15 protein-coding genes are annotated in these 20,982 nt (G+C 66.1%); 6 read left to right on the plus strand and 9 right to left on the minus strand.

The genetic code is table 11. From position 1 onward, the window contains the following. Window positions 1–149 precede the first annotated feature (149 nt). From ACODRZ_RS15415 to ACODRZ_RS15430, 4 genes are all read left to right on the plus strand, one after another. Window positions 150–2,189, plus strand: coding sequence for a TonB-dependent siderophore receptor (locus ACODRZ_RS15415; RefSeq protein ID WP_488971802.1), 2,040 nt, complete (start codon window positions 150–152; stop codon window positions 2,187–2,189). 129 nt (window positions 2,190–2,318) lie between these two features. Next, complete coding sequence (locus tag ACODRZ_RS15420) at window positions 2,319–3,074, plus strand: gluconate 2-dehydrogenase subunit 3 family protein (protein WP_488986212.1); 756 nt, start codon at window positions 2,319–2,321, stop codon at window positions 3,072–3,074. Then, a complete protein-coding gene (locus ACODRZ_RS15425; RefSeq protein WP_488971800.1) occupies window positions 3,071–4,840 on the plus strand; it encodes a GMC family oxidoreductase in 1,770 nt (589 codons plus the stop codon). The genes ACODRZ_RS15420 and ACODRZ_RS15425 overlap by 4 nt, the downstream gene beginning before the upstream one ends. After that, on the plus strand, window positions 4,837–6,189 hold the full coding sequence (locus ACODRZ_RS15430; RefSeq protein WP_488971799.1) for a c-type cytochrome: 1,353 nt from the start codon (window positions 4,837–4,839) through the stop codon (window positions 6,187–6,189). Before ACODRZ_RS15425 ends, ACODRZ_RS15430 begins: the two co-directional genes overlap by 4 nt. 108 nt (window positions 6,190–6,297) lie before the next feature. On the opposite strand, the gene ACODRZ_RS15435 is transcribed toward ACODRZ_RS15430, so the two are convergent. From ACODRZ_RS15435 to ACODRZ_RS15450, 4 genes are all read right to left on the minus strand, one after another. Further along, entirely contained in the window at window positions 6,298–6,867 is a 570-nt protein-coding gene (locus tag ACODRZ_RS15435) for a substrate binding domain-containing protein (RefSeq protein ID WP_488971798.1), read from the minus strand. Beyond that, entirely contained in the window at window positions 6,834–7,247 is a 414-nt protein-coding gene (locus tag ACODRZ_RS15440; RefSeq protein ID WP_488971797.1) for a LysR family transcriptional regulator, read from the minus strand. The genes ACODRZ_RS15435 and ACODRZ_RS15440 overlap by 34 nt, the downstream gene beginning before the upstream one ends. Before the next feature lie 132 nt (window positions 7,248–7,379). After that, a complete protein-coding gene (locus ACODRZ_RS15445) occupies window positions 7,380–8,621 on the minus strand; it encodes an FAD-dependent monooxygenase (protein WP_488971796.1) in 1,242 nt (413 codons plus the stop codon). After that, window positions 8,618–10,279, minus strand: a complete 1,662-nt coding sequence (locus tag ACODRZ_RS15450; RefSeq protein ID WP_488971795.1) for an alkaline phosphatase family protein — start codon at window positions 10,277–10,279, stop codon at window positions 8,618–8,620. Before ACODRZ_RS15450 ends, ACODRZ_RS15445 begins: the two co-directional genes overlap by 4 nt. A 97-nt stretch (window positions 10,280–10,376) precedes the next feature. Here ACODRZ_RS15450 and ACODRZ_RS15455 point away from each other — a divergent pair, with 97 nt between their 5' ends. Further along, window positions 10,377–12,416, plus strand: a complete 2,040-nt coding sequence (locus ACODRZ_RS15455) for a protein-disulfide reductase DsbD family protein (RefSeq protein WP_488971794.1) — start codon at window positions 10,377–10,379, stop codon at window positions 12,414–12,416. An 87-nt stretch (window positions 12,417–12,503) separates the two neighbouring features. On the opposite strand, the gene ACODRZ_RS15460 is transcribed toward ACODRZ_RS15455, so the two are convergent. From ACODRZ_RS15460 to lgt, 5 genes are all read right to left on the minus strand, one after another. Then, on the minus strand, window positions 12,504–13,889 hold the full coding sequence (locus ACODRZ_RS15460; RefSeq protein ID WP_488971793.1) for a M16 family metallopeptidase: 1,386 nt from the start codon (window positions 13,887–13,889) through the stop codon (window positions 12,504–12,506). Window positions 13,890–13,900: 11 nt separating this feature from the next. After that, window positions 13,901–15,325 (minus strand): M16 family metallopeptidase, encoded by a 1,425-nt coding sequence (locus ACODRZ_RS15465; RefSeq protein WP_488971792.1) that lies wholly within the window; start codon window positions 15,323–15,325, stop codon window positions 13,901–13,903. Window positions 15,326–15,474: 149 nt separating this feature from the next. Beyond that, the gene (locus ACODRZ_RS15470; protein WP_488971791.1) at window positions 15,475–15,963 is read right to left on the minus strand and encodes a DUF2306 domain-containing protein; all 489 of its coding nucleotides are present in this window, start codon (window positions 15,961–15,963) and stop codon (window positions 15,475–15,477) included. Next, complete coding sequence (locus ACODRZ_RS15475) at window positions 15,963–17,009, minus strand: class I SAM-dependent methyltransferase (protein ID WP_488971790.1); 1,047 nt, start codon at window positions 17,007–17,009, stop codon at window positions 15,963–15,965. The genes ACODRZ_RS15470 and ACODRZ_RS15475 overlap by 1 nt, the downstream gene beginning before the upstream one ends. Continuing rightward, window positions 17,009–17,902, minus strand: a complete 894-nt coding sequence (gene lgt / locus ACODRZ_RS15480) for a prolipoprotein diacylglyceryl transferase (protein WP_488971789.1) — start codon at window positions 17,900–17,902, stop codon at window positions 17,009–17,011. Before lgt ends, ACODRZ_RS15475 begins: the two co-directional genes overlap by 1 nt. 260 nt (window positions 17,903–18,162) lie before the next feature. Between lgt and ACODRZ_RS15485 the strand changes: the two genes are divergently transcribed. Continuing rightward, window positions 18,163–20,916, plus strand: coding sequence for a [protein-PII] uridylyltransferase (locus tag ACODRZ_RS15485; RefSeq protein ID WP_488971788.1), 2,754 nt, complete (start codon window positions 18,163–18,165; stop codon window positions 20,914–20,916). Window positions 20,917–20,982: the final 66 nt, after the last annotated feature.

Raw genomic sequence — 20,982 nt, forward strand, 5'->3', positions numbered from 1 at the left:
AATCGCTTACGCCACTCCCGCCAACCCTATCACCCGCCTTCGTGAATAAAACAGGCTAGGCCGGTTTGCATCATGGCCCTGCACAGGGGACATCCGTGAAGCCGCAACATCTTCTGCTCGTATCTGCGTTCGTCGTACCGGCACCTGCAATGGCTCAAGCCCAAACGGAGGCAGAGGACGACATCATCGTCAGCGGACGGGCAGAGAAACGCTATCGGGTAACCGACACCGAGATCGGCAGGATCGCGGCCGACCCAATGGACATCCCGCAATCGCTGCAGGTCATCACCGCTGACCTCATCAGCGACCAGGGCGCCCGCGACATCACGGATCTGTATCGCAACGTCGCCGGCGTGACGCAGAACCAATATGCGACCGTCACCTATCGCGGCTTTCGCCAGGACGGCATTTTCTACGATGGGCTCCGCGGCGATCCCTTCCAGAGCTTTTCCGTGCCCAGCCTGTTCGGCGTTGAACGGGTGGAGTTTCTGAAGGGGCCGGTCGGCATGCTGTACGGCGCCAGTGCGCCAGGGGGCATGATCAACTATGTGACGAAGAAGCCTTCCGAACAGTTCGCGGCGAACGTCCGGGTGATGACCGGCACTTATGATCGGCTGGGTGCCTCGGGGGAGATCACCGGCGCGCTGGAATCGTCGGGCACGCTTACCGGCCGCCTTGGCGCGTTCTACGAGCGCTATGACACCGTGCAGCGATTCACCCGCAATGAATCGACCATGCTGGACGGCGGGCTCGGCATTCGCCTCGCTCCCGAAACCAAGCTGATCGTACAGCTGACGCATTTCCGCCAGAAGCTTCCCGGCAACCGTCTGCGCGGCATCCCCACGAGTTCCGATGGCGACTTTCTCGCTTCGCGCAGCTGGAATCATAACGAAGCCGGGGACTTCACGAAACTGAACGGGACCGTGGCGCAAGCACGACTGGACCATCGCTTCTCCAGCGCGATCACCGCCAACGTGGCTACCCGCTGGTTCCGTTACAAGGAAGATCAGGACTTCCACGATCCGGTCGGCCGCCTCGATACCGACCGGGATGGGGTCGTCGATGCCATCTCGCGCGAATTCCGTCGCCAGCACCGCGATATCCAGGGTCTCACCTTCTCCGGCAATATGTCCGCGACTTTCAGGACCGGCGCGGTCGAGCATACGACCTCGCTGGGCGGCGACTGGTACTGGCAGAGCTTGTGGTCGCTCGGGCAGCGCACTCGCGTCGGCGTACCGACATTGTCGCTGCGGACCCCGGTCTATGGCGTCGTGCCTGTCGCGAGCTACGACCTTACCGCCGGGCGCCGCGATTTCAGCGATGCGGCTGCCCATCGTTACGGCATCTATGCGCAGCACCAGATGGCGTTCGGCCGCATCATCCTGGTGGGCGGCCTGCGCCAGGACTGGTTCGACGATCGCGATATCGGCGAGCCGGTGACCTCCGGCGACCGGCTAAGCTGGCGGGTCGGTACGGTGATCAAGCCGGTATCGGACCTCTCCATATACGGCAGCTATTCGCAGAGCTTCGAGCCGCAGGACCCGGGTTCCCAGACCGCTGCCGTGGGAGGTCCCTTTGCGCCGGTCGCCAGCCGTCAGTTCGAGATCGGTGCCAAGGGCATGCTGCTGGGAGGGCGACTGCAGCCATCGGTTGCCCTGTACCGGATCGTCCGCAACAACATCCTTCAGGCCGATCCCGATATCCCGCCGGTGAATGGCGAAGAACAGCTTCGTCCGCTGGGTGAAGTGACCAGCAAGGGCGTCGAATTCACGCTCGCCGCTGACGTGACCCCGAACTGGGTGGTGACGGCAAACTACGCCTACAACGACGCGCGCATCACCCGAAGCGTGCCCGGCGAAGTGATCGACAGCTCGTTCGGAATCCGCTTTCCCAATGCGCCGCGTCATCAAGCCGGGCTCTGGTCCCGCTATCAGGTCCCCGCGTGGGATCTGGCAGTGGCCATGGGCGGCAATTACGTCTCCCGCCAGGCCGATCGCCGGGGTAACGAGATCAGGTCGTACACGGTCTTCGACGGCAGCATCACCAAGGGCCTCGGCTTCGCGGAGGTCATGCTGCGCGTCGAGAACATCTTCGACCGTACTTATGCGGTATCGACCCTTGACGAGATTCGCGGAGCCTTTGTCGGCCGTCCTCGTACATTGCTGGTCGAGCTGCGCCGCGAGTTCTGAAATCTTCATCGGCGGGAATCCTGCCAACATCAGGTTTTACAATGCCTTGGGCAGAACTATAGCCGTACCATTCAGATAGACTTGCCTGCTTCGCGATAATCTCGCCTCTTCGCGATGCTACAGGGCGTCATGGATAAATGGCATGGTCACGGGCGCTGGATCGCCGGGATAACGCGGCGGTCGCTCGTCGCATATGGATCGGTATTCGTCTTGATGGCCGCGGCGAGCAAGGCCGTGTGGGCACAGCTCGTCACGATCTTCCCCGGTTCTACCGATCTCTCGCCAGATGCGGTTCCCGACCCTGGCCAGGGCGGCTACCTCACCGCGACCGAGAAGCGGGCTGTCTCCGCTGTCTTCGACCGGCTCATCCCGGCCGATGCCCTGTCGCCTTCCGCAACCCAGTGCGGCTGCGTGGAGTTCCTCGATCGCCAGTTGGCCGGCCCCTTCGGCAAGGCATCCGCGACCTATCGCAGCGGCCCTTTCATGCCGGGCACGCCGGAACAGGGGTGGCAGCATCCCGCCACGCCTGCCGAACGCTATCGCTCCGGTCTTGCCGGGCTCGACGCCTTGGCCCGCCAGCGCCACGGGGCCGCCTTCGCCGATCTCGATGGCGCGCAACAGGACGCGATGCTTCACGAACTTGAGGGCGGTAGCGCGGACCTCGGCAAGGCGGGCGATTCGCGCGCCTTTTTCGAACTGATGCTCGCCAACGTGCGTGAGGGCTTCCTTGCCGATCCCCTGTACGGCGGCAACAGGGACATGGCCGGCTGGAAGATGATCGGCTTTCCAGGCGCTCGCTATGACTTCCGCGACGTGATCGACAAGCGCGGCGAAAAACTCGCCATCGAACCTGTCAGCCTTCTCGATCCGGAGCGTAACGCATGAACCGCCGTAACAAAGTCGATGCGGTCATCGTCGGACTGGGCTGGTCCGGTTCGATCATGGCCGAAGAACTCACTCGTGCCGGCCTCAATGTCGTCGCGATCGAACGTGGCGCCTGGCGCGACACCGCGACGGACTTCCCGCCGGCGGTCGATACCGACGAACTGCGCTGGGGCACGCGGCGCGGGATGCTGCAGCCCCCTGCCGTCGAAGCGCTGACTTTCCGCAACACGCCCGGTGAACGGGCCTTGCCGGTCCGCGACTACAGTGCCTACCAGTTCGGATGGAACGTCGGCGGTGCGGGCACGCACTGGGCAGGTATGACCTGGCGCTTCAATCCCTGGGACTTCCAGGTCCACAGCCGCACTATCGAACGGTACGGCCGCGGGAAGATCGAGGACGGTCTGCAGCTTCAGGACTGGGGCCTTACATACGATGACCTGGCGCCCTATTACGCCCGCTTCGAAGCACTGGCAGGAACGTCCGGCACGGCAGGCAACATCGAGGGCAGGATCATGCCGCGCGGCAACCCCTTCGAGGGGCCGCGCTCGGGCGAGTATCCCACGCCCGCGCTGAAGAACACGCAGTTGATGGACCTGTTCGAGAAGGCGACAAAGGAAATGGGCTACAAGCCGTTTCCGATCCCTGCGGGCAACATCTCCGAGGCCTATACCAATCCGCTGGGGGTCCGCATGGGACCTTGCACCTACTGCGGCTATTGCGAGTTCTTCGGCTGCGGCAACTGGTCCAAGTCCAGCCCCCAGGCCTGCATCCTTCCGGCTCTAACCAAGCGCGACAACTTCCAGATCATCGCCAATGCCGAAGTGCTGCGCGTCAACAAGGCACCCGATGGCAAGACCGCGACCGGCGTGACTTTCGTGACCAGCGACGGTTCGCAATGGGAACAACCGGCCGATATCGTCGTCATCTCGGCTTATCAGATGGATAATGTGCGCCTGTTGCTGCTCTCCGGCATCGGCACGCCGTATGACCACAAGACCGGCAAGGGCGTAGTCGGGCGCAACTACAGCTACCAGACCATGTCCGGCGCCGACGCATGGTTCGGCAATGATCGCCTGAACCCCTATATCGGCGCCGGCGCGCTGGGCCTCCAGATCGACGAGTTCAACGCCGACAATTTCGATCACAGCGATGTCGACTTCATCGGCGGCGCAGGGATCCTGGTGAACAGCACCAATGGTCGGCCGATCGGTTTGGCGGGCGCGTTGCCCAAAGGCACGCCGCGCTGGGGCGCGGGATGGAAGGAAGGCTTCCGCGACGCCTACCAGACCTACTCGCCGATCATGGGCCAGGGGACGAGCATGCCGCACCGCGACGTGTTCCTCGACCTCGACCCCACTTATCGTGACCGCCATGGCCAGCCGCTGCTGCGCGTCACTTTCGACTATAACGGTAACGATCGCCGCATGGCGCAATTCATCTCCGGCAAGGCTGCCGACATCGCCAGGCAAGCCGGCGCCACGAAGGTCGAGATGTACAGCTCGGCGGCCGGGCGCAATTCCCCTTACGAGCAACGCTCGAGCCACACGATCGGCGGTGCGGTGATCGGCGACGATCCGAACACCAGCGCGCTCAATCGCTACCTGCAGAGCTGGGACGTTCACAATGTCTTCGTGATGGGCGCGTCGGCCTTCCCGAACAATGGTGGCTACAATCCGACGGGTACGGTCGGGGCGCTGGCTCTCTGGTCCGCGCACGCGATAATCAACGATTACGTGCGCTCGCCCGCACCGCTGGTGACGGCATGAAGCGGCTCATGCGTTTTGCCGCGCGCCACCGCCGCGCCACCATGCTCGCCGGATGCGCGGGCGTGCTGCTTGCCGTCGTTGCCGGACGAGCCCTTGCCATCAACAACGACTTGTCGCGCTCCAGCGTGGCGGATGACCGCGTACAGCTTGCGGATATCAGCAAGCCGGATGCGGCTGCCGTGGCGCGCGGGCGCTACGTCGCGATCGCGTCCGACTGCGCGGCCTGCCACACCAACTTCGAGCAGAAGGGGGCGACTTACGCTGGCGGCTACAGCCTGCAAACGCCTTTCGGCACGCTGGTATCGACGAACATCACGCCCGATCGCGACGCCGGTATCGGGACGTGGACGGAGCGCGATTTCTTCAACGCGCTTCGTCATGGCCGCAAGCCCGGAACGTTGAACTTCCTGTACCCGGCCATGCCCTATCCGGCCTACGCCAGGCTGTCCGACCAGGACGTCCATGATCTCTGGGCCTACATGGCGACGATCAAGCCTGATGCCGCCAGGGTGAAGGCCAATGGCCTGCCGTTCCCGTTCAACGTGCGTCAGCTGATGATGGGCTGGAACCTGCTGTTCTTCGAGAACAGCGGATTCGCGCGGCGTCAGGGTGAAAGCGCGCAGATGGAGCGGGGTCGATATCTTGTCGACGGTCCGGGCCATTGCGCAAGCTGCCATACCGCCAAGAACCTCCTCGGCGGCGACAGCAGCGCCTACCTCGAAGGGGGCACCCTGCAGGGCTGGCACGCGCCCGAGATTACCGGCAACGACTATCGCGGTATCGGCGGTTGGACTGCCGAACAGTCGGTCGCCTATCTGCAGCAGGGCTGGAACCACCAGGCGATCGCTGCGGGTCCGATGGCCGAAGCGGTCGAGCATTCGACCCAGCATCTGACGCCCCGGGACAATGCGGCGATGGTCGCCTACCTGCGATCGCTGCCCGGCTCCGGCGCGAAGCCTCCGCAACCGATCGCGCAGACCGATCCCGTGATGATGCGCGGGCGCCACGTATACCAGGTGAACTGTACCGCATGTCATGGCCAGCAAGGTGAGGGACTGCCCGGGCTCGCCGTCGGCTTCCGCAGCAACCCCGCTCAGCTGGCCGCAGATCCCTCAAGCCAGCTGCATGTCCTGATGACCGGTGGGCGCGGCGCGGGAACCGCAACGAACCCGACAACCGGAGGCATGCCGTCCTTCGCGTGGAAGCTGAGCGATGCCGATATGGCTGCGGTCCTGACGTATGTGCGCAATGCCTTCGGCAATGCGGCCCCCGCGGTTACGGAAGGTCAGGCGGCCACGGCTCGCAAGGCGATGAAGGCGCGCTCACCGCTCACCCACACGGAACCGTGATCGGCCGAAAGACACCCTTGCCTCGCCGGCAAGGGTCCGTCGACGACCCCGGGCGTTTGCGGCCCCCTCAGGGGTTGGCCGGATGGGCCGGCTGCGGTTGCTTCGGCATCAGCCGGTGGTCGTCATGAAGATGCCGAGATGTTCAGCCGCTGCCGCTGCCGCACGCAGTTCGCCTTCCATGAACCGGACAAAAGCCTGGATACGGCGAGGCTGGTGCGAGCGCACGGGGTAGACCACCCGCAAGGTCCGTGGACGTCCCCACCAATCGGGCAGGATACGCACCAGACGCCCCTCGCGGATGTCGTCGATGACGTCCCAGCTGGATTTCATGGCGATGCCGTGGCCCTGAAGCGCAGCGACGTGGGGCACTTCGCCGTCCGTCGCGCCTATGAAGCTGGTCAGCGGCGCGACGAAAGTCTCGTCACCACGATAGAGCGTCCAGCTGCGCGGCGCCGGATCGCCGGTCGTCATGCATCGGTGGTTTCGCAAATCCTGCGGATGGCCGGGCATGCCGAACCGCTCCACATAGGCCGGAGAAGCACACAGGAATTCCGCGTCCGGGCCGATCGTCCTGGTGATGTAGCTGCTGTTGTCGAGCGGCGCCTGCCGAAACGCGACATCGACCTTGTGCTTCACCAGATCGATCAACTGGTTGTTCGACAGAACCTGTACCGACACGCCCGGGAATGCCTCAATGAAATCCCCCAGGCGCGGGGCGATCTGACGCTGGGAAAAGGCCCCGCCGCGCTGACCCGCACCAGCCCCTGCGGTCGGCGCATGTCCATATCCTCGGCTGCGTCGATGGCGTCGAGGACCGTGCGGCATATTTCGAGGAAGCGCTCTCCTTCCTCGGTCAAATTGAGATGGCGGGTGCTGCGCTGCGCCAGGCGGGCGCCGATGGCCTCTTCGATCCGGCCCAGGCGCTTGGAGATCGCCGTCAGCGAAATGCCCAGTTCCTGCGCAGCAGCGGTGAGGCTCCCATTGCGCGCGATAGCCTCTATCGCACGCAGATCGCCGATCCGGTCCACCCGGGTCAGCAGGCTCACTTTGCCGGTCATGCTCGCTATTCCTTGTATCGACGTCGGTTTGATTATCTCCGATCATACAAGAATGGCGACGACTTTCTTTCCAGATCACGCCGTTGGGCGCGGCGCCGTGCTTTCCCCCACCCTTCGCCCTTTTCGCGAAGGTCAGGCCTGCAGCAGTTCCGGCAGCTTGCCCGACATGCCGCGTGCCTCATCCATGAAGAAGCGCTTGAGCAGCGGGGTGCGCTGCACCGCGCCCATGCCGAGGCGGCGCACGGCGCTGGCCGTCCGGCCGGGAATGCCGAACAGGCGGGTCAGCCCATCGGTCGCGGCCATCACCATCAGGCTGTCGAGGCTGCGCCACTTCTCGTAGCGCGCCAGCATCTGCGCATCGCCGGGTTCGAGGCCGAGGCGCATGCCTTCCACCAGCACTTCCACCAGCGCGCCGACGTCGCGCAGGCCCAGGTTCAGGCCCTGCCCGGCGATCGGGTGCATGCCGTGGGCAGCATCACCGATCACCGCCAGCCGCTCCTCGACCACGCGCCCGGCGTGGTGAAAGCGCAAGGGATAGCTCATGCGCGGGGCCGACAGCTCGATCTTGCCGAAGATGCCGTGCATGCGCTCGAACACTTCGTTCACGAACATGGCATCGGGCATGGCGATGACGCCCGCCGCATCCTTTTCCGCCACGGTCCAGACCAGCGCACTGCGGTGGCGCCCTTGCGCATCGTCGAGCAGCGGCAGCAGCGCGAAAGGCCCCGCCGGGTAGAATATTTCCCAGGCGGTGCCGTCATGCGGCTTTTCATGGAACAGCCCAGTCACGAAAGCGCGGTGATTGTATTCCCACTTCGCGAGCGCGAAGCCCGCCTCGTCGCGGGTAGGCGACTGGCGGCCTTCCGCCGCGACCAGCAGCGAGCCCCGGATCACCTGCCCGTCCGAGAGTTCCACCTCGACCCCGTGAGCGCCGCGATCCTTACGCACGGCCTCGGTACGGACGTGCCAGGCGATGTTCGGCTCCTGCCGCGCCGCATCGAACAGGGCGATGCGCAAGTCGCGGTTGGCGAACATGCGGCCCAGAGAACCTTCCTCGGCCTTGGGCGTGAAGTCGATGCGGCCGGGCTTCATGCCGTCGGTCACCGCGATCGAGGCGATCGGGCAGCCCAGCTTCTCCAGCGCCGGCGCGAGGCCGATGTTGGTGAACAGGTTCCAGCTCGCGGTCGAGATCGCCGAGGCGCGGCCGTCCGCGCCTTCGGCCACCAGATCGGCCGGGTCGGCGCGGTCGACCACATGGGCGGTGATGCCCGCCCGGGCAGCGGCGAGCGCCAGCGTCATGCCGACGAGACCGCCGCCCAAGATGATCAGGTCGCGCCTTTCCGGCGCCGTGCTAACGGTATTCGAGTCGCTCATCGCGAGCAGCTATCGGCCTCCCCGGCGTAGATGTCGAGGCACCTTCCGTCCCACGTGCCTGCAGGCTCGGTGAGGCCGACGAGCGCGGCGAGGGTCGGCGCGATGTCCACCGTCTCGACCGGCTGGGGCTGCTCCATGGTGGTCAGGCCCTTGCGCCAGAACAGCATCGGTACGCGGCGGTCGTAGTCCCACGGACTGCCGTGGGTCGAGGCGCTGCCGGGACGCGGAGCGACGCCGGGAACGACCGCGCGCTTCGTCATCATCAGCACCTCGCCCGAACGGCCCGGCACGAACGAGGCGGCGACGCGCTCGATCAGCGTCCAGTCCTGCGGGTGCCCGGCGGGGACCTTCACCTTCGCGAGTTCGTCGGCGGTGTAGGCGCCCGAAATCTGCGGATTGGCCTTGAGTTGCGTCATGAGCGTGGCAATGACCTTCTTGCGCTGCGCCGCCGTCAGTCCCGCGTTCAGCCAGATGTCGCCCGAAGCGCCCGCACCGTAGAGCAGCGGCCCGTCCTTGGGCACGATGCCGGTCGCCTTCGAAACCGAGGCGGAGAGGCCCTTGTCGGTCAGCGAGGGGTCGAGGCGGCTGGCCTCGGGCACGCCCTGCAGCTTCAGGCGCTCGGGCGCGTCGATGCCGCCGTGGTCGGCGCTGAGCACCACCGCATAGTCGATCCCGCGCGCGTCGAGCGCGGCAAGCAGGCGGCCGATGGTCGCGTCCAGAACGTTCTGCTGGATGCACATCTCGACGCCCTCGGTGCCGAAGGCGTGGCCGACCTTGTCGTTCGCCGAATAGCTGACCGAGAGCACGTCGGGCACGTCGTCCTTGCCCAGCGGCATCTCGTCGAGCAGGCGGATCGCCATGTCGGTGGTCACGTCGTCGACGCGCGGGCCATTGAGGTAGGACTTGTAGTCGCCCGCCTTGTTGGCGAAGCGGAAGGTGCCGATCGAGAAGCTGCCGAGGTTGACCGCGTGGTCGTAAGGCGCGCACCAGCCCGGCACCGGAAGGTCGCCGTCGCCCGCCTCGACGGCCTTGGCGATCGCGGCGTTCTCGGCCATAGCGGCGGCGGAGAGCTTGCGGTCGTCATAGGTGACGAAGCCCTTGCCCTTGATCCAGTAGGCGGCGTCCGAGGTATGGCCGCTCATCATCACCACCGCGCGGTCCTTGGCGGAAACCGCGACGTTGAGGGTGGCGGGGTTCTTCGCCTTGAGCAGATCGCCCAGCGTCGGCGCCTTGAGGTGCATCGGGCTGATGACCGAGTCCTGCGAATTGCTGGCGGGGTTGGTCTCGTCCTCCGAACAGTAGACCTCCTTGTCCTCGCGGCCGATGCCCGGGACGTACCAACTGTTGGCGAGGATGCCGGTGCGGTTGGGGTGCACGCCGGTCAGCAGGGTGGAGTGGCCGGGGCAGGTCTCGGTCGCGGCGTGCGACTGGAAGCCCGAGGGGAACACGGCGCCCTGCAGCAGACGATTGAGGCCCTTGGAATAGCGCTCGCGATATTGCTGGAACAGGTCCGACGAATACTGGTCGACCGAGATCGCGACGATCAGCTTCGGGGGGCTCTGGGGAGCCGCCGGGGCCGGAGCGGCCTCCTGCGCGAAGACGGGAGCGGAAGCGCCGAGCGCAAGAGCGACGACTAGCGAGGAGAGCGGCAGGCGCATCGGGGAGGTTCCTTGAAAAGTCCGAGCGTTGGATGCAGATGCTGCGATGACGCGATCGTCGACCCGGCGCAAGACTCGCCAAGCCCCACGGAGCACCATGCAAAAGCGCCGCTACCGACTGCCTGTGACAGTTCTGTGTCATCTCATGGTGCTGCTAGGTGCCGTTGTGTCCCTTTGGGTGCCCGCTCATGCAGCGCCGCCACAAGCCCCCACACACATTGCGGCGGAATTGCTCGCGGGGCCGGTGAAGGATGGCAAGACCACCCTCGCCATCCGCATGACGCCCGAGGCGGGATGGCACGGATACTGGCTGAATCCGGGCGATGCGGGCCTCGGCATGCAACTGTCATGGGACGTGCCTGAGGGCGTGAAAACGGGAGAACCGCGCTATCCGGTGCCGCAGACGCTGGTGGTTCAGGGGCTGATGAACCACGTCTACGAAAGCGAGTACGCGGTGCTGGTCCCGGTCACCGTGCCCGCCGGAAAAGGGCGGATTCCCGTGCATGTGAAGGCCCAGTGGCTGGCCTGTACCGAGCAGATCTGCGTCCCCGAACGCGCCGAACTCAGGGCCGAGATCGCCCCTGACGCCCCCCACGATCCGCGCTTCGACACATGGACCCAGCGCCTGCCCGCGCCGCTCGATGCTCCGGCCGCTTTTTCCTTGAATGACAAGGTGTTGCGCATCGCCATCCCGCTCCCGGCGTCGGTCCCGCTGGAGGCCCCGCACCTCTTCGTGCAGCAAGACAAGCTGATCGACTACGCCGCCCCGCAAGCCTTCTCGCGCAAGGGGGACATGCTGCTGGTGACGATCCCCCGCGCCCGCTTCGCCCCGCAGAATGCCGAGGGAATCGACGCCGTCCTGCGCCTCGATGCGGCAGGCAACGGCATCGCCCTGACCGCCAGACCCGGCCCGGTGCCGAGCGGCGGCACCATGCTCGCGGGAAGCGAAGCGCCCAAGCTCCCCGCCTTGCCCTGGCTGCTGCTGGCGGCGCTGGCGGGCGGCTTGCTGCTCAACGTGATGCCCTGCGTCTTCCCGATCCTTTCGCTCAAGGCCCTCAGCCTCGCCCGCGCCGGGGAGAGCGAGGCCCATGCGCGGATCGAAGGCCTCGCCTATGCGGCGGGCGTGATCCTCGCCTGCCTCGGCCTCGGCGCGGTGCTGCTAGCGCTGCGGGCGGGCGGCGAGCAGGTCGGCTGGGCGTTCCAGTTGCAGGAGCCGGTCGTCGTCGTGGCTCTCTTCGCGCTGGCGGTGGCGATCACCGCCAACCTGCTGGGCCTGTTCGAGTTTTCCGTCCCCGGCTTCGCCTCGGCAGGCTCTCCGCAGGGGGCCTTCGCGACCGGCCTGCTCGCCGCTTTCGTGGCGACGCCCTGCACCGGCCCGTTCATGGCGAGCGCAATGGGCGCGGCGCTGCTGCTGCCGGTCGTGCCCGCGATGACGCTGTTCGCGACGCTGGGCCTTGGCATCGCATGGCCGTTCCTTGCCGTCGCCTTCGTGCCCGCCCTGCGCGCGCGGCTGCCCCGACCGGGCAAGTGGATGGTGACGTTCCGGAGGGTCATGGCAGTGCCAATGGGGCTGACGGCGCTGGCGCTGGGGTGGCTGATCTGGCGCCTCGGTGGCTCGGCGTCGCTCGCCTACGTCGCGGCGCTCGCGGCGCTGGTGCTGGCGCTGCTGGGCCTCGTTGGACGCGCGCAACGCTCCGGGAAACGCGCGCTCATGCCTGCTTTCGCGACGCTAGCGGTACTCGCGATCGGCGTGCTGACGATGCCCGAACCGCGCCCGCAGGCGCAGGAGGAAGCCTCGGTCATCAAGGCCATGCCTTTCTCCCCCGAAGCGCTGGCGAAGGCGCGCGCAAGCGGCAAGCCGGTCTTCGTGTGGATGACAGCCGACTGGTGCCTCACCTGCAAGGTCAACGAGGCCGCCGCGATCGAGCGCCTCGATACACAGGTCGCATTCGAAAAGGCCGGGGTCGTGGTGCTGCGCGGCGACTGGACACGGCGCGATCCGGCAATCACCCGCTACCTGACCGAGCAGGGCGCGGCGGGGGTTCCCCTCTACGTCTGGTATGGCCGCGACGGACGGGCCGAAACGCTGCCTCAGGTGCTTACGCCCGCCCTGCTGGCGGAGAAGGCGGGCGGGTAGTCGTCCCTCCCTCGCCTCGTCATTGCGAGCGTAGCGAAGCAATGACGAGGTGAGGGAGGCGTCCCGGAAATCCGAGACGCCTCGAACTTACTTCTTCGGCAGTTTCGCCGCGATCTCCGGCACCTTCTCAAGCTGCGGGCGCACGCTCTCCAGCGGGCCGACGATCACCACGCTCAGCTTGTCAACCGGCAGCTCGCGCTTCGCGGCGGTCTGGAAATCCGCCGCCTTGAGCGCACTCGCCCGGCCGACGTAGCCATTGAGGTAGTCCACCCCCAGCCCCTGCACGTCGAGGTTCGCCAGCGACCCGGCCAGCCCATCGCGCGAGGACAGGCCGAGCACGAAGGTCCCGTTCATGTAGTTGCGGATGCCCTGCACTTCGGCATCGGTCGGCAGGGTGTCCTGCATGCGCCGGATCTCCTTGTAGATCTCGGTGATCGCAGGCCCGGTCGATTCGGCGGTGATGTCCGCGTCTTCGACCCAGAACGCCCCCTGCACCCGCTGCGACAGCGAGGCGCTGGGCGAATAGGTATAGCCCTTATCCTCGCGGATGTTGCGGGTGATGCGCGAGGAAAAATAGCCGCCGAGCAGCGTGTTGGTGGCGCGGAAATCCATGTCGTAGCCGGGCTTGGCCACGCGCTTGCCGATCCACACGGTCGATTGCGGCGCGCCGGGGCGGTCGATCAGCATCACCTTGGGCGCGGGCTCGGCGGGCACGGGCAGTGCAGTGGGCGCAGCGCCCGGCGCCCAGCCGCCGAACGCCTTCTCGACCGCCGCGCGCACCGTCGCCGGGTCGAAGCGCCCGACGATGTAGAGGTGCGTGCGCGCGGCGCCGAAGTTGGCGGCATGGAACGCCTTGATCTGCTCCAGCGTGTAGCCCGAGAGCTGCTGCGGCGTCGGGAAGGTGCGGCCATAGGGATGCTCAGGGTAAAGCGCCGCCGAAAACGCCTCGGACGCGATCGAGCCGGGGGTGGACTTGGCCACCATCAGGCCCCGCAGCATGTCGGCGCGGACCTTCTCCAGTTCCTCGGCCTTGAAGTCGGGGCGCTGGAGCAGGTCGGCGACGAGGGCGACGGCATCGGGCGTCGATTCGCCCAGTACGTCTATCATAGCCGAACTGGAATCGAGCCCGGTCGACAACGCCAGCGAACCGCCCATACCGGCGGCCGCCTCGGCCAGCTGCGAGGCGTCGCGCCCCCCTGCGCCCTTCTGCATCAAGGCGCCGGTGAGGTCGGCGAGCCAGACGTTCTGGCCGTCATCGATATTGCCGGTGCGTACGCTGGCGACGATCGTGACCTTGGGCACGTTACCGTGCTGCGCCATCGTCACCTTCATGCCGTTGGCAAGCGTGAATTCGGTCAGCGGCGGCAGCGCGAAGGGTTTGGGCGCGGCCGGGGCGGGCGGCGCTTCCTTTGCCAAAGCAGGAGCGGCGGTCAGCGCCAGCGCAGTGGCACAGAGGAGAAGATTCCGGATCATGATGCCCTCCCTCACTTCGCGGCCGCCGGAGCCGCGGCGGCGGCGCCGGGCTTCAGGCTGATCACGGTACGGTTGGTCGAACGCAGGTATTCGCGCGCAGTCTTGCGGATGAGGTCGGGGGTGACCTTCTCGATCTCCGCCTCCATCCGGTTGATCCGCCCCGGATTGTCGTCGAACAAGGCGAAGCTGGCCAGCAGGTTGACCAGCCCGAAGCGATAGCCGTCGCCCACGGTATCGTAGATTTCCGAGCGTGCCTTGGTCTTGGCACGGGCAAGCTCGGCCGGGGCGACGAGGTTGTCTTGCAGGTCCTTCACCACCGCATCGATGTCGGCGAGGATGGCGTCGTCGGTCACTTCCGGCCCGTGGATCAGGAACGCCGACCACAGCATCGGACCATTATAGTCGTAGGCGCTGCCGAGCGGCCAGTTGATCCCGCCCGAGACATTGCCCGAATAGCCTTTCTGGTTGACCAGCACGCGCGTCAGCCGACTGTCCGCGCCCTGGATCAGCATGAGGTCGATCAACCGCATCGCCGCCCACTCGGGCGTGTGCTTAGGCGGGACATGGTAGGCCCATGCCAGCGCCGGCTGCGGTGCCAGCAGGTCGGTCTTTTCGGAGCGCTTTTCCGCCATCTGGCGCGGCTCGGAAATGTCCGGGAACTTGAGTGCGCCCGAGGCCGGGATCGGCCCGAAATACTTCTCGGTCCAGGCCATGACCTGCTTCGGGTCGACGTCGCCCGCGACGACCAGCACCGCATTGTTGGGCGCGTAGTAGTCCTTGAAGAACGCCTGCACGTCGGTCAGCGTCGCCGCGTCGATCTCCTTGAGATCGCCATAGAAATTATGCGCGTTGTACCAGTTCGTGTTCGCCAGCTGCGGCAGGTCGAGCCACGGGAAACCGCCGTAGGGCTGGTTGATGACGTTGACCTTGACCTCGTTCTTCACGACGCCCTGCTGGTTGGTCAGGTTGTCCTGCGTGATGTCGAGACCCTTCATGCGGTCCGCCTCGGCCCACAGGAACGTCTCGGTCGTGTTGCTCGGGATCGCCTCGTAGTAGTTCGTGAAGTCGAACCGGGTGGAGCCGTTGAGGACGCCGCCGTTGGCGTTGACGAGGCCGATGAACTCCGCCTTGCCGAGGTTCTTCGAGCCCTGGAACATCATGTGCTCGAACAGGTGCGCGAAGCCGGTGCGGTCTTTGGGCTCGATGCGGAAACCGATGCCGTAATAGACGCCGACAGTGGCGGTGGGCACCGAATGGTCGGGCGAGATCACCACCTTCAGGCCGTTGGCGAGCTTGTGGTACTGGACCGGCACTTGTGTCTTTGCGGGCGCCGGAGCGGTAGCGATTTTGGGAGCCGCCAGCACGGGCGGAGCGGAGAGGACCGCCAGCGAGGCGGCGGCTAGCAGAACGGCGCGACGAACGGTGCCGAGTCTCATGGCGATGGTGCTCCCGGATGTGTCCCTGTTGATACGCCCCGGCAGGAGAAGCCGGGAGCGTAACCGCTTGGCGATGCCAGACTATCCGTGAGCGGCCGGTTTGCAATCGACAAGCGACATCGGCCCATCGACGAACGGCTTCGCCGCATTCAGCTGAACAGCCAGTGCCCCAGCAGCCGGTTGAACGGGAAGGTGAAGAAGCCCGCGATCAGCAGCGCGCCGATGATCAGACCGCGCACGGTGCGGCGATGGCGCGCGACGTTGCCCTTGCGCGCGGCGAGCACCAGCACCGGCACCATGACGATGGTGAAGACCGAAAGGATATGGATCACGGTGAAATGGCCCGGCTTCGTGGTCACGAACAGGCTGTCTACGGCGGTGAGGAACATCGCCGCCGCCCAGGCATAGCCGAGCGCGCGATGGCCGGGCGTGCCGCGCCGCTTCCACAGCAGCACCGGCGTCAGCGCCAGAGCGACGACGATCGTGAACAGGTGCAGCCAGATGACGCCTGGAATGTTCGCCCATTCCGCTATGCCCTTGAGCACCGCGACGGCGACAAACCCCAACATGACGAGCGCCAGTGCCCCGAGCAGCTTCTCCAGCCGATCGGGCGCGATGGACTTTGCCACGCTGGCCATCAGAAGCCTGCGCCGTTTGGCCAACTCTGCGCGGCCAGCCCCATGACCTTGAACAATTCCCCCATCTGCCCCTCGTCGATCAGTCGATCCTTGTCGGAGTTTATGGCAGAAGATTGTTGCGGTGCAACCGCGCAAAGTTGCGCGGCGCGCGTTTCGATTCCGAGCGCGCGCAGGAACGCCCCTTGCGTCACCGTGCCGAGATGGCGCGCACCGCCCGCGACGGCGACTTCGGCCATCGTCGCGAAATCGACGAGGCAGGTGATATCCGCCTCACCGGGATGCGCGAAGGGATCGACCTTAGCGTGCGCGCGGATCGCCTGCAGGGTCGAGCCGGTGCGCTCTTCAACATAACCGTAGTCGATCAGCAGCGCCGTCCCGCCCTGCCCCTGAAGGCGGCGGGCGATCTCGTCGACTACGGCGGCCGCGCCGGGGCAGGTCTCGATCAGGGTCTGTTCGGGCGCGTTGAGGAGGTACTCGGGGACCGCCGCATCCATCGGGCGATCGCCTGCAACCGGCACGAAACGGTGGCCTTCGAGGCCGACCATGCGCTCGCGCCAGCCCGCCGTCGTCTTCACCATCTGGCGCACCGGGAGCGCGTCGAGGAACTCGTTGCCGACCAGCAGCAGCGGGCCGTCGGTGGGCAGGCTGTCCATGTCGGCGTGCCACTGCGCATCGGGCACTGCCTTGCGCTGCTCGGCGCGCAGGGCCTCGGAGCCTTCGACGAGATGGACCTCGGGGCTCAGTCCCTGCTTGCGCATGACCCGCAGCGCATCGCGCGCCAGAGTGCCGCGACCGGGGCCGAGTTCGACGTAGTGCACCTTTGTCGGAGCGCCCACGCGCATCCAGATATCGGTCAGCCACAGGCCGATCAGTTCGCCGAACATCTGGCTGATCTCGGGCGCGGTGACGAAATCGCCCGCGCCGCCCAGCGGGTCCTTGCCGGAGTAATAGCGGGCGTTCGATTCGCCCATGTACTGCTGGAGCGAAATCGGCCCGTAATTGGCGATCAGCCGCCGGAAGACGGCCGAAAGCGACTCTTCGCTCATCAGGTGATCTCGATCGGACGCCGGGTCGAAAGTTCGGGCTTGGTCAGCGCACGGGCGATCAGGAACAGGCCGAGCAGGATCAGCGGGATCGTCAGCCACTGGCCCATCGACAGGCCGGTGACCTGCGCGAAGCGCTGGAGCTGGGCGTCAGGCTCGCGGAAGAACTCGACGATGAAGCGGGCCGAGGCGATGCCGGTGGTGAAGACGCCGACCAGCAGGCCGGGCCGGAAGCGCGCGCGGGTCTTCCAGTAGAGCGTGAGCATGACGATGATCATCAGCAGGCCCTCGAGCCCGGCTTCGTAAAGCTGGCTGGGGTGGCGCGGCAGCGGCCCGGCGTCGGGGAAGACCATCGCCCAGGGCAGCGGACCGGAGACGACGCGGCCCCACAGTTCGCCGTTCACGAAGTTGGCGAGGCGCCCGAACATCATGCCGAAGGGCACGCATACCGACACGAAGTCCGCCACGCGGATCAGGCTGAGCTGGTTGCGCCAGGAAACCCAGGCCATCGCCAGCATCACCCCGATGAGGCCCCCGTGGAAGCTCATGCCGCCGTGCCACAGCTTCACCAGTTCGGCCGGGTGCAGCCACAGGCTCGGGATGTCGGAGCCGCCGCCGGTGTAGAAGGTCGCATAGCCGAGGCGTCCGCCAAGGATGATGCCGACGGTGCAGTAGAAGAACAGGTCGTCGGCATGGCGCTGCGCCATCGGCGCGCCGGGCTCGCGGATCATGCGGCTGAGGTGCCAGTAACCCAGCACGATGCCCGCCAGATAGGCCAGCGAGTACCAGCGCAGCTCGAAACTGCCGATGCGGAACAGGTAGTTCTTGAGGCCGAGATTGACCCAGTAGATGGGCTCTGGCGCCTGAGCGGCGGCGGCAAGCAGTGTCAGGGACAAGTGGCGGACCTCGTATGCTTCATTTCGCGGCCTTCTGGCATAGGGCGATGCCCGATGGTAGCGGGCTTTTCACTTTCGCGCGGTATGGGGCGTATGCCGATGGGGCTTCGACAAGCTCAGCCTGAGCGGAATGGAGGGGGCGGCCTTACACCACCCCCGCTCACCCTGAGCTTGTCGAAGGGTCAGGCACAGCCTGTCGAAGCCCCATCCGGCAAGACGAATACTTTCCCAATTCCAAGGCAGTCTCTAAGTCAGGACGCATGAGCAGCGTGATCCGAATCCCCTCCCCCCGTTCCGTGATCGACCGGCGCGAACTCGTGCAGACGATCGAGAAGCTGGTGGAAGCCTACGGCGCCGCCAAGGGGCGGCGCTACATCGTCGAAACGCTGCGCACCGCCCTTGCCGACGGGCGCGACGAAATAGCCCGCCGCCTCGACGCCAAGCCCTCCGCCGGGCACGAGGTGGCAGAGGCGCAGGCGTTCCTCACCGACCAGCTGATCCGCGTGATCCACGACCACGTCGTCACCAACGTCTACCCGGCGGGCAACCGATCGAAGGGCGAGCGGCTGACGATCATGGCGGTCGGCGGCTACGGCCGGGGCGAGATGGCCCCCCATTCCGACGTGGACATCGCGTTTCTCACCCCGATCAAGCAGACGCCCTGGTGCGAGCAGGTGATCGAGGCGATGCTCTACTTCATGTGGGACCTGTCGCTCAAGATCGGCCATTCCAGCCGCTCGCTCGACGACATGGTGCGCATGTCGAAGTCCGACCTGACGATCCGCACCGCGATGCTGGAGGGCCGCTACGTCTGGGGCGATCAGGACTTGTACGAAGAGGCCCGCGCCCGCTTCTTCAAGGACGTGGTCTCCGGCACCGAACGGCAGTTCGTTGTCGAGAAGCTGGCCGAGCGCGAGGAACGCCACAAGCGCATGGGCGACAGCCGTTATGTCGTCGAGCCCAACGTCAAGGAGGGCAAGGGCTCCTTGCGCGACCTTCACGCGCTCTACTGGATCGGCAAGTACATCCACAAGGTCCGCTCCCCCGCCGAACTGGTCGACGTGGGGCTGCTGACGGCCAAGGAATACCGCAGTTTCCGCCGCGCCGAGAACTTCTTCTGGGCGGTGCGCTGCCACCTTCACACCATCACCCGCCGCGCCGAGGACCGCCTGACCTTCGACCTCCAGCGCGAAGTGGCGGCGCGCATGAATTTCTCCGACCGGCCCGGCAAGAGCGCGGTCGAACGGTTCATGCAGATGTTCTTCCTGCAGGCCAAGGTCGTCGGCAGCCTGACCGGCGTGTTCCTCGCGCAGCTCGACGAGCAGTTCGCCAAGCGCCAGCCGCGCGGGCTGCTGGCGGGTTTCCGCGCCCGCGAACGGCTGCTCAAGGGCTACAAGGTGTTCGGCGGCCGTCTGCGCGCGCCCTCGGACGACTGGTTCGAGAGCGATCCGGTCCGGATGATCGAAATCTTCGTCCTCGCCGAGCGCGAGGGGCTGGAAATCCACCCCGAGACCCTGCGCCTGATCTCGCGCGATGCCGCGCTGATCAAGGACGAGGTGCGGAGCGACAAGCGCGCCAATGAGCTGTTCATGGAACTGCTCACCAGCCGCCGGAACCCCGAAGTGGCGCTGCGCAGCTTCAACGAGGCGGGGGTGTTCGGCCGCTTCGTCACTGAATTCGGCCGCGTCAACGCGCAGATGCAGTTCGACATGTACCACCACTACACGGTGGACGAGCACACCATCCGCGCCATCGGCCTCGTCTCCCGCATCGAGAAGGGCGAACTGAAGGACGACCACCCCCTCGCGCATGAGGTAATCCACAAGGTCCGCTCGCGCCGGGCGCTCTACGTCTCGGTGCTGCTCCACGATATCGCCAAGGGCCGCAAGGGCGACCACTCGGTGCTGGGCGCCGAGATCGCGCTCAAGCTGTGCCCGCGCTTCGGGCTGGACGAGGAGGAGACCGAACTGGTCTCCTGGCTGGTGCGCCATCACCTGCTGCTCTCCGCCACCGCAATGAAGCGCGATCTGTCGGACGGCAAGACCATCGCCGACTTCGTCGAGGTCGTGCAGTCGGTTGATCGCCTGCGCCAGCTGACGGTGCTCACCATCGTCGACATCCGCGCGGTCGGGCCGGGCACCTGGAATTCGTGGAAGCGCCAGCTGATCGCCACGCTCTACGGCGCGGCCGAGGAACGCCTGCGTCTCGGGCACGCAGAGTTCGGTCGTCCCAAGCGGGTCGAGGCCAAGAAGGCGCAGGTCGAGGCGATGGGCGGCGCCTATGCCGCACTGGTCGAGAAGGTCGGCGCGATCCTCGGCGACGCCTACTGGATCGCCGAGCCCGAAGACGTCATCGCCCGCAACCTCATCCAGCTCGATGCTTCGGACGACGAACCACTGTCGATCTCGACCGAATACTACCCGGCCCGCGGGGCGACGCTGGTGACGGTGATCGCCTCGGACCACCCCGGCCTGTTCTACCGCATCGCCGGGGGCATCCATCTGGCGGGCGGCAACATCATCGACGCGCGCATCCACACGACGCGGACCGGCCGCGCGGTCGACAACTTCCTCGTGCAGGACCCGCTGGGACGGCCTTTCATGGAGTACGGGCAGCTACGCCGCCTCGAACTCACCATCGAGAACGCGCTCGCCAACCGCATCAAGATCCTGCCGCAGCTGGTCGCCAAGCCCGACGCGCGCCCGCGCGCCGACGCCTTCGAGGTGCGCCCGCGCGTCCTGTTCGACAACAAGGCGTCGAACCGCTTCACCGTGGTCGAGATCAACGCGCGCGACCGCCCGGCGCTGCTCAACCGGCTGGCACATGCGCTGTTCGAATCCAAGCTGATGGTCCACTCGGCCCATATCGCGACGTATGGCGAGCGGGCGGCGGACACTTTCTACGTGACGGACCTGCTGGGCGAGAAGATCACCGCCACACCGCGCATCAAGGCCATCGAACGCCGCCTGCTGGAAGCTGCCAGCGAGCCGAGCCTTGAGGAAGTGGAGGCTTGAGAAGAAGGGCACCACACCCAGCCCCTCCAGCATCGAGATCAACCTGCTTCATCCCGTCACCCTGAA

It is taken from the genome of Novosphingobium sp. FG90, from assembly GCF_057808725.1.

Excerpts from the sequence above, each read along its gene's own strand:
- ACODRZ_RS15475 (WP_488971790.1), bottom strand. The coding sequence starts at position 17,009 with ATGAGCGAAGAGTCGCTTTCGGCCGTCTTCCGGCGGCTGATCGCCAAT.
- ACODRZ_RS15425 (WP_488971800.1), top strand. The coding sequence starts at position 3,071 with ATGAACCGCCGTAACAAAGTCGATGCGGTCATCGTCGGACTGGGCTGG.
- ACODRZ_RS15485 (WP_488971788.1), top strand. The coding sequence starts at position 18,163 with ATGAGCAGCGTGATCCGAATCCCCTCCCCCCGTTCCGTGATCGACCGG.
- ACODRZ_RS15470 (WP_488971791.1), bottom strand. The coding sequence starts at position 15,963 with ATGGCCAGCGTGGCAAAGTCCATCGCGCCCGATCGGCTGGAGAAGCTG.
- ACODRZ_RS15460 (WP_488971793.1), bottom strand. The coding sequence starts at position 13,889 with ATGATCCGGAATCTTCTCCTCTGTGCCACTGCGCTGGCGCTGACCGCC.
- ACODRZ_RS15445 (WP_488971796.1), bottom strand. The coding sequence starts at position 8,621 with ATGAGCGACTCGAATACCGTTAGCACGGCGCCGGAAAGGCGCGACCTG.
- ACODRZ_RS15465 (WP_488971792.1), bottom strand. The coding sequence starts at position 15,325 with ATGAGACTCGGCACCGTTCGTCGCGCCGTTCTGCTAGCCGCCGCCTCG.
- ACODRZ_RS15415 (WP_488971802.1), top strand. The coding sequence starts at position 150 with ATGGCTCAAGCCCAAACGGAGGCAGAGGACGACATCATCGTCAGCGGA.
- ACODRZ_RS15430 (WP_488971799.1), top strand. The coding sequence starts at position 4,837 with ATGAAGCGGCTCATGCGTTTTGCCGCGCGCCACCGCCGCGCCACCATG.
- ACODRZ_RS15420 (WP_488986212.1), top strand. The coding sequence starts at position 2,319 with ATGGATAAATGGCATGGTCACGGGCGCTGGATCGCCGGGATAACGCGG.
- ACODRZ_RS15450 (WP_488971795.1), bottom strand. The coding sequence starts at position 10,279 with ATGCGCCTGCCGCTCTCCTCGCTAGTCGTCGCTCTTGCGCTCGGCGCT.
- ACODRZ_RS15455 (WP_488971794.1), top strand. The coding sequence starts at position 10,377 with ATGCAAAAGCGCCGCTACCGACTGCCTGTGACAGTTCTGTGTCATCTC.
- ACODRZ_RS15440 (WP_488971797.1), bottom strand. The coding sequence starts at position 7,247 with ATGACCGGCAAAGTGAGCCTGCTGACCCGGGTGGACCGGATCGGCGAT.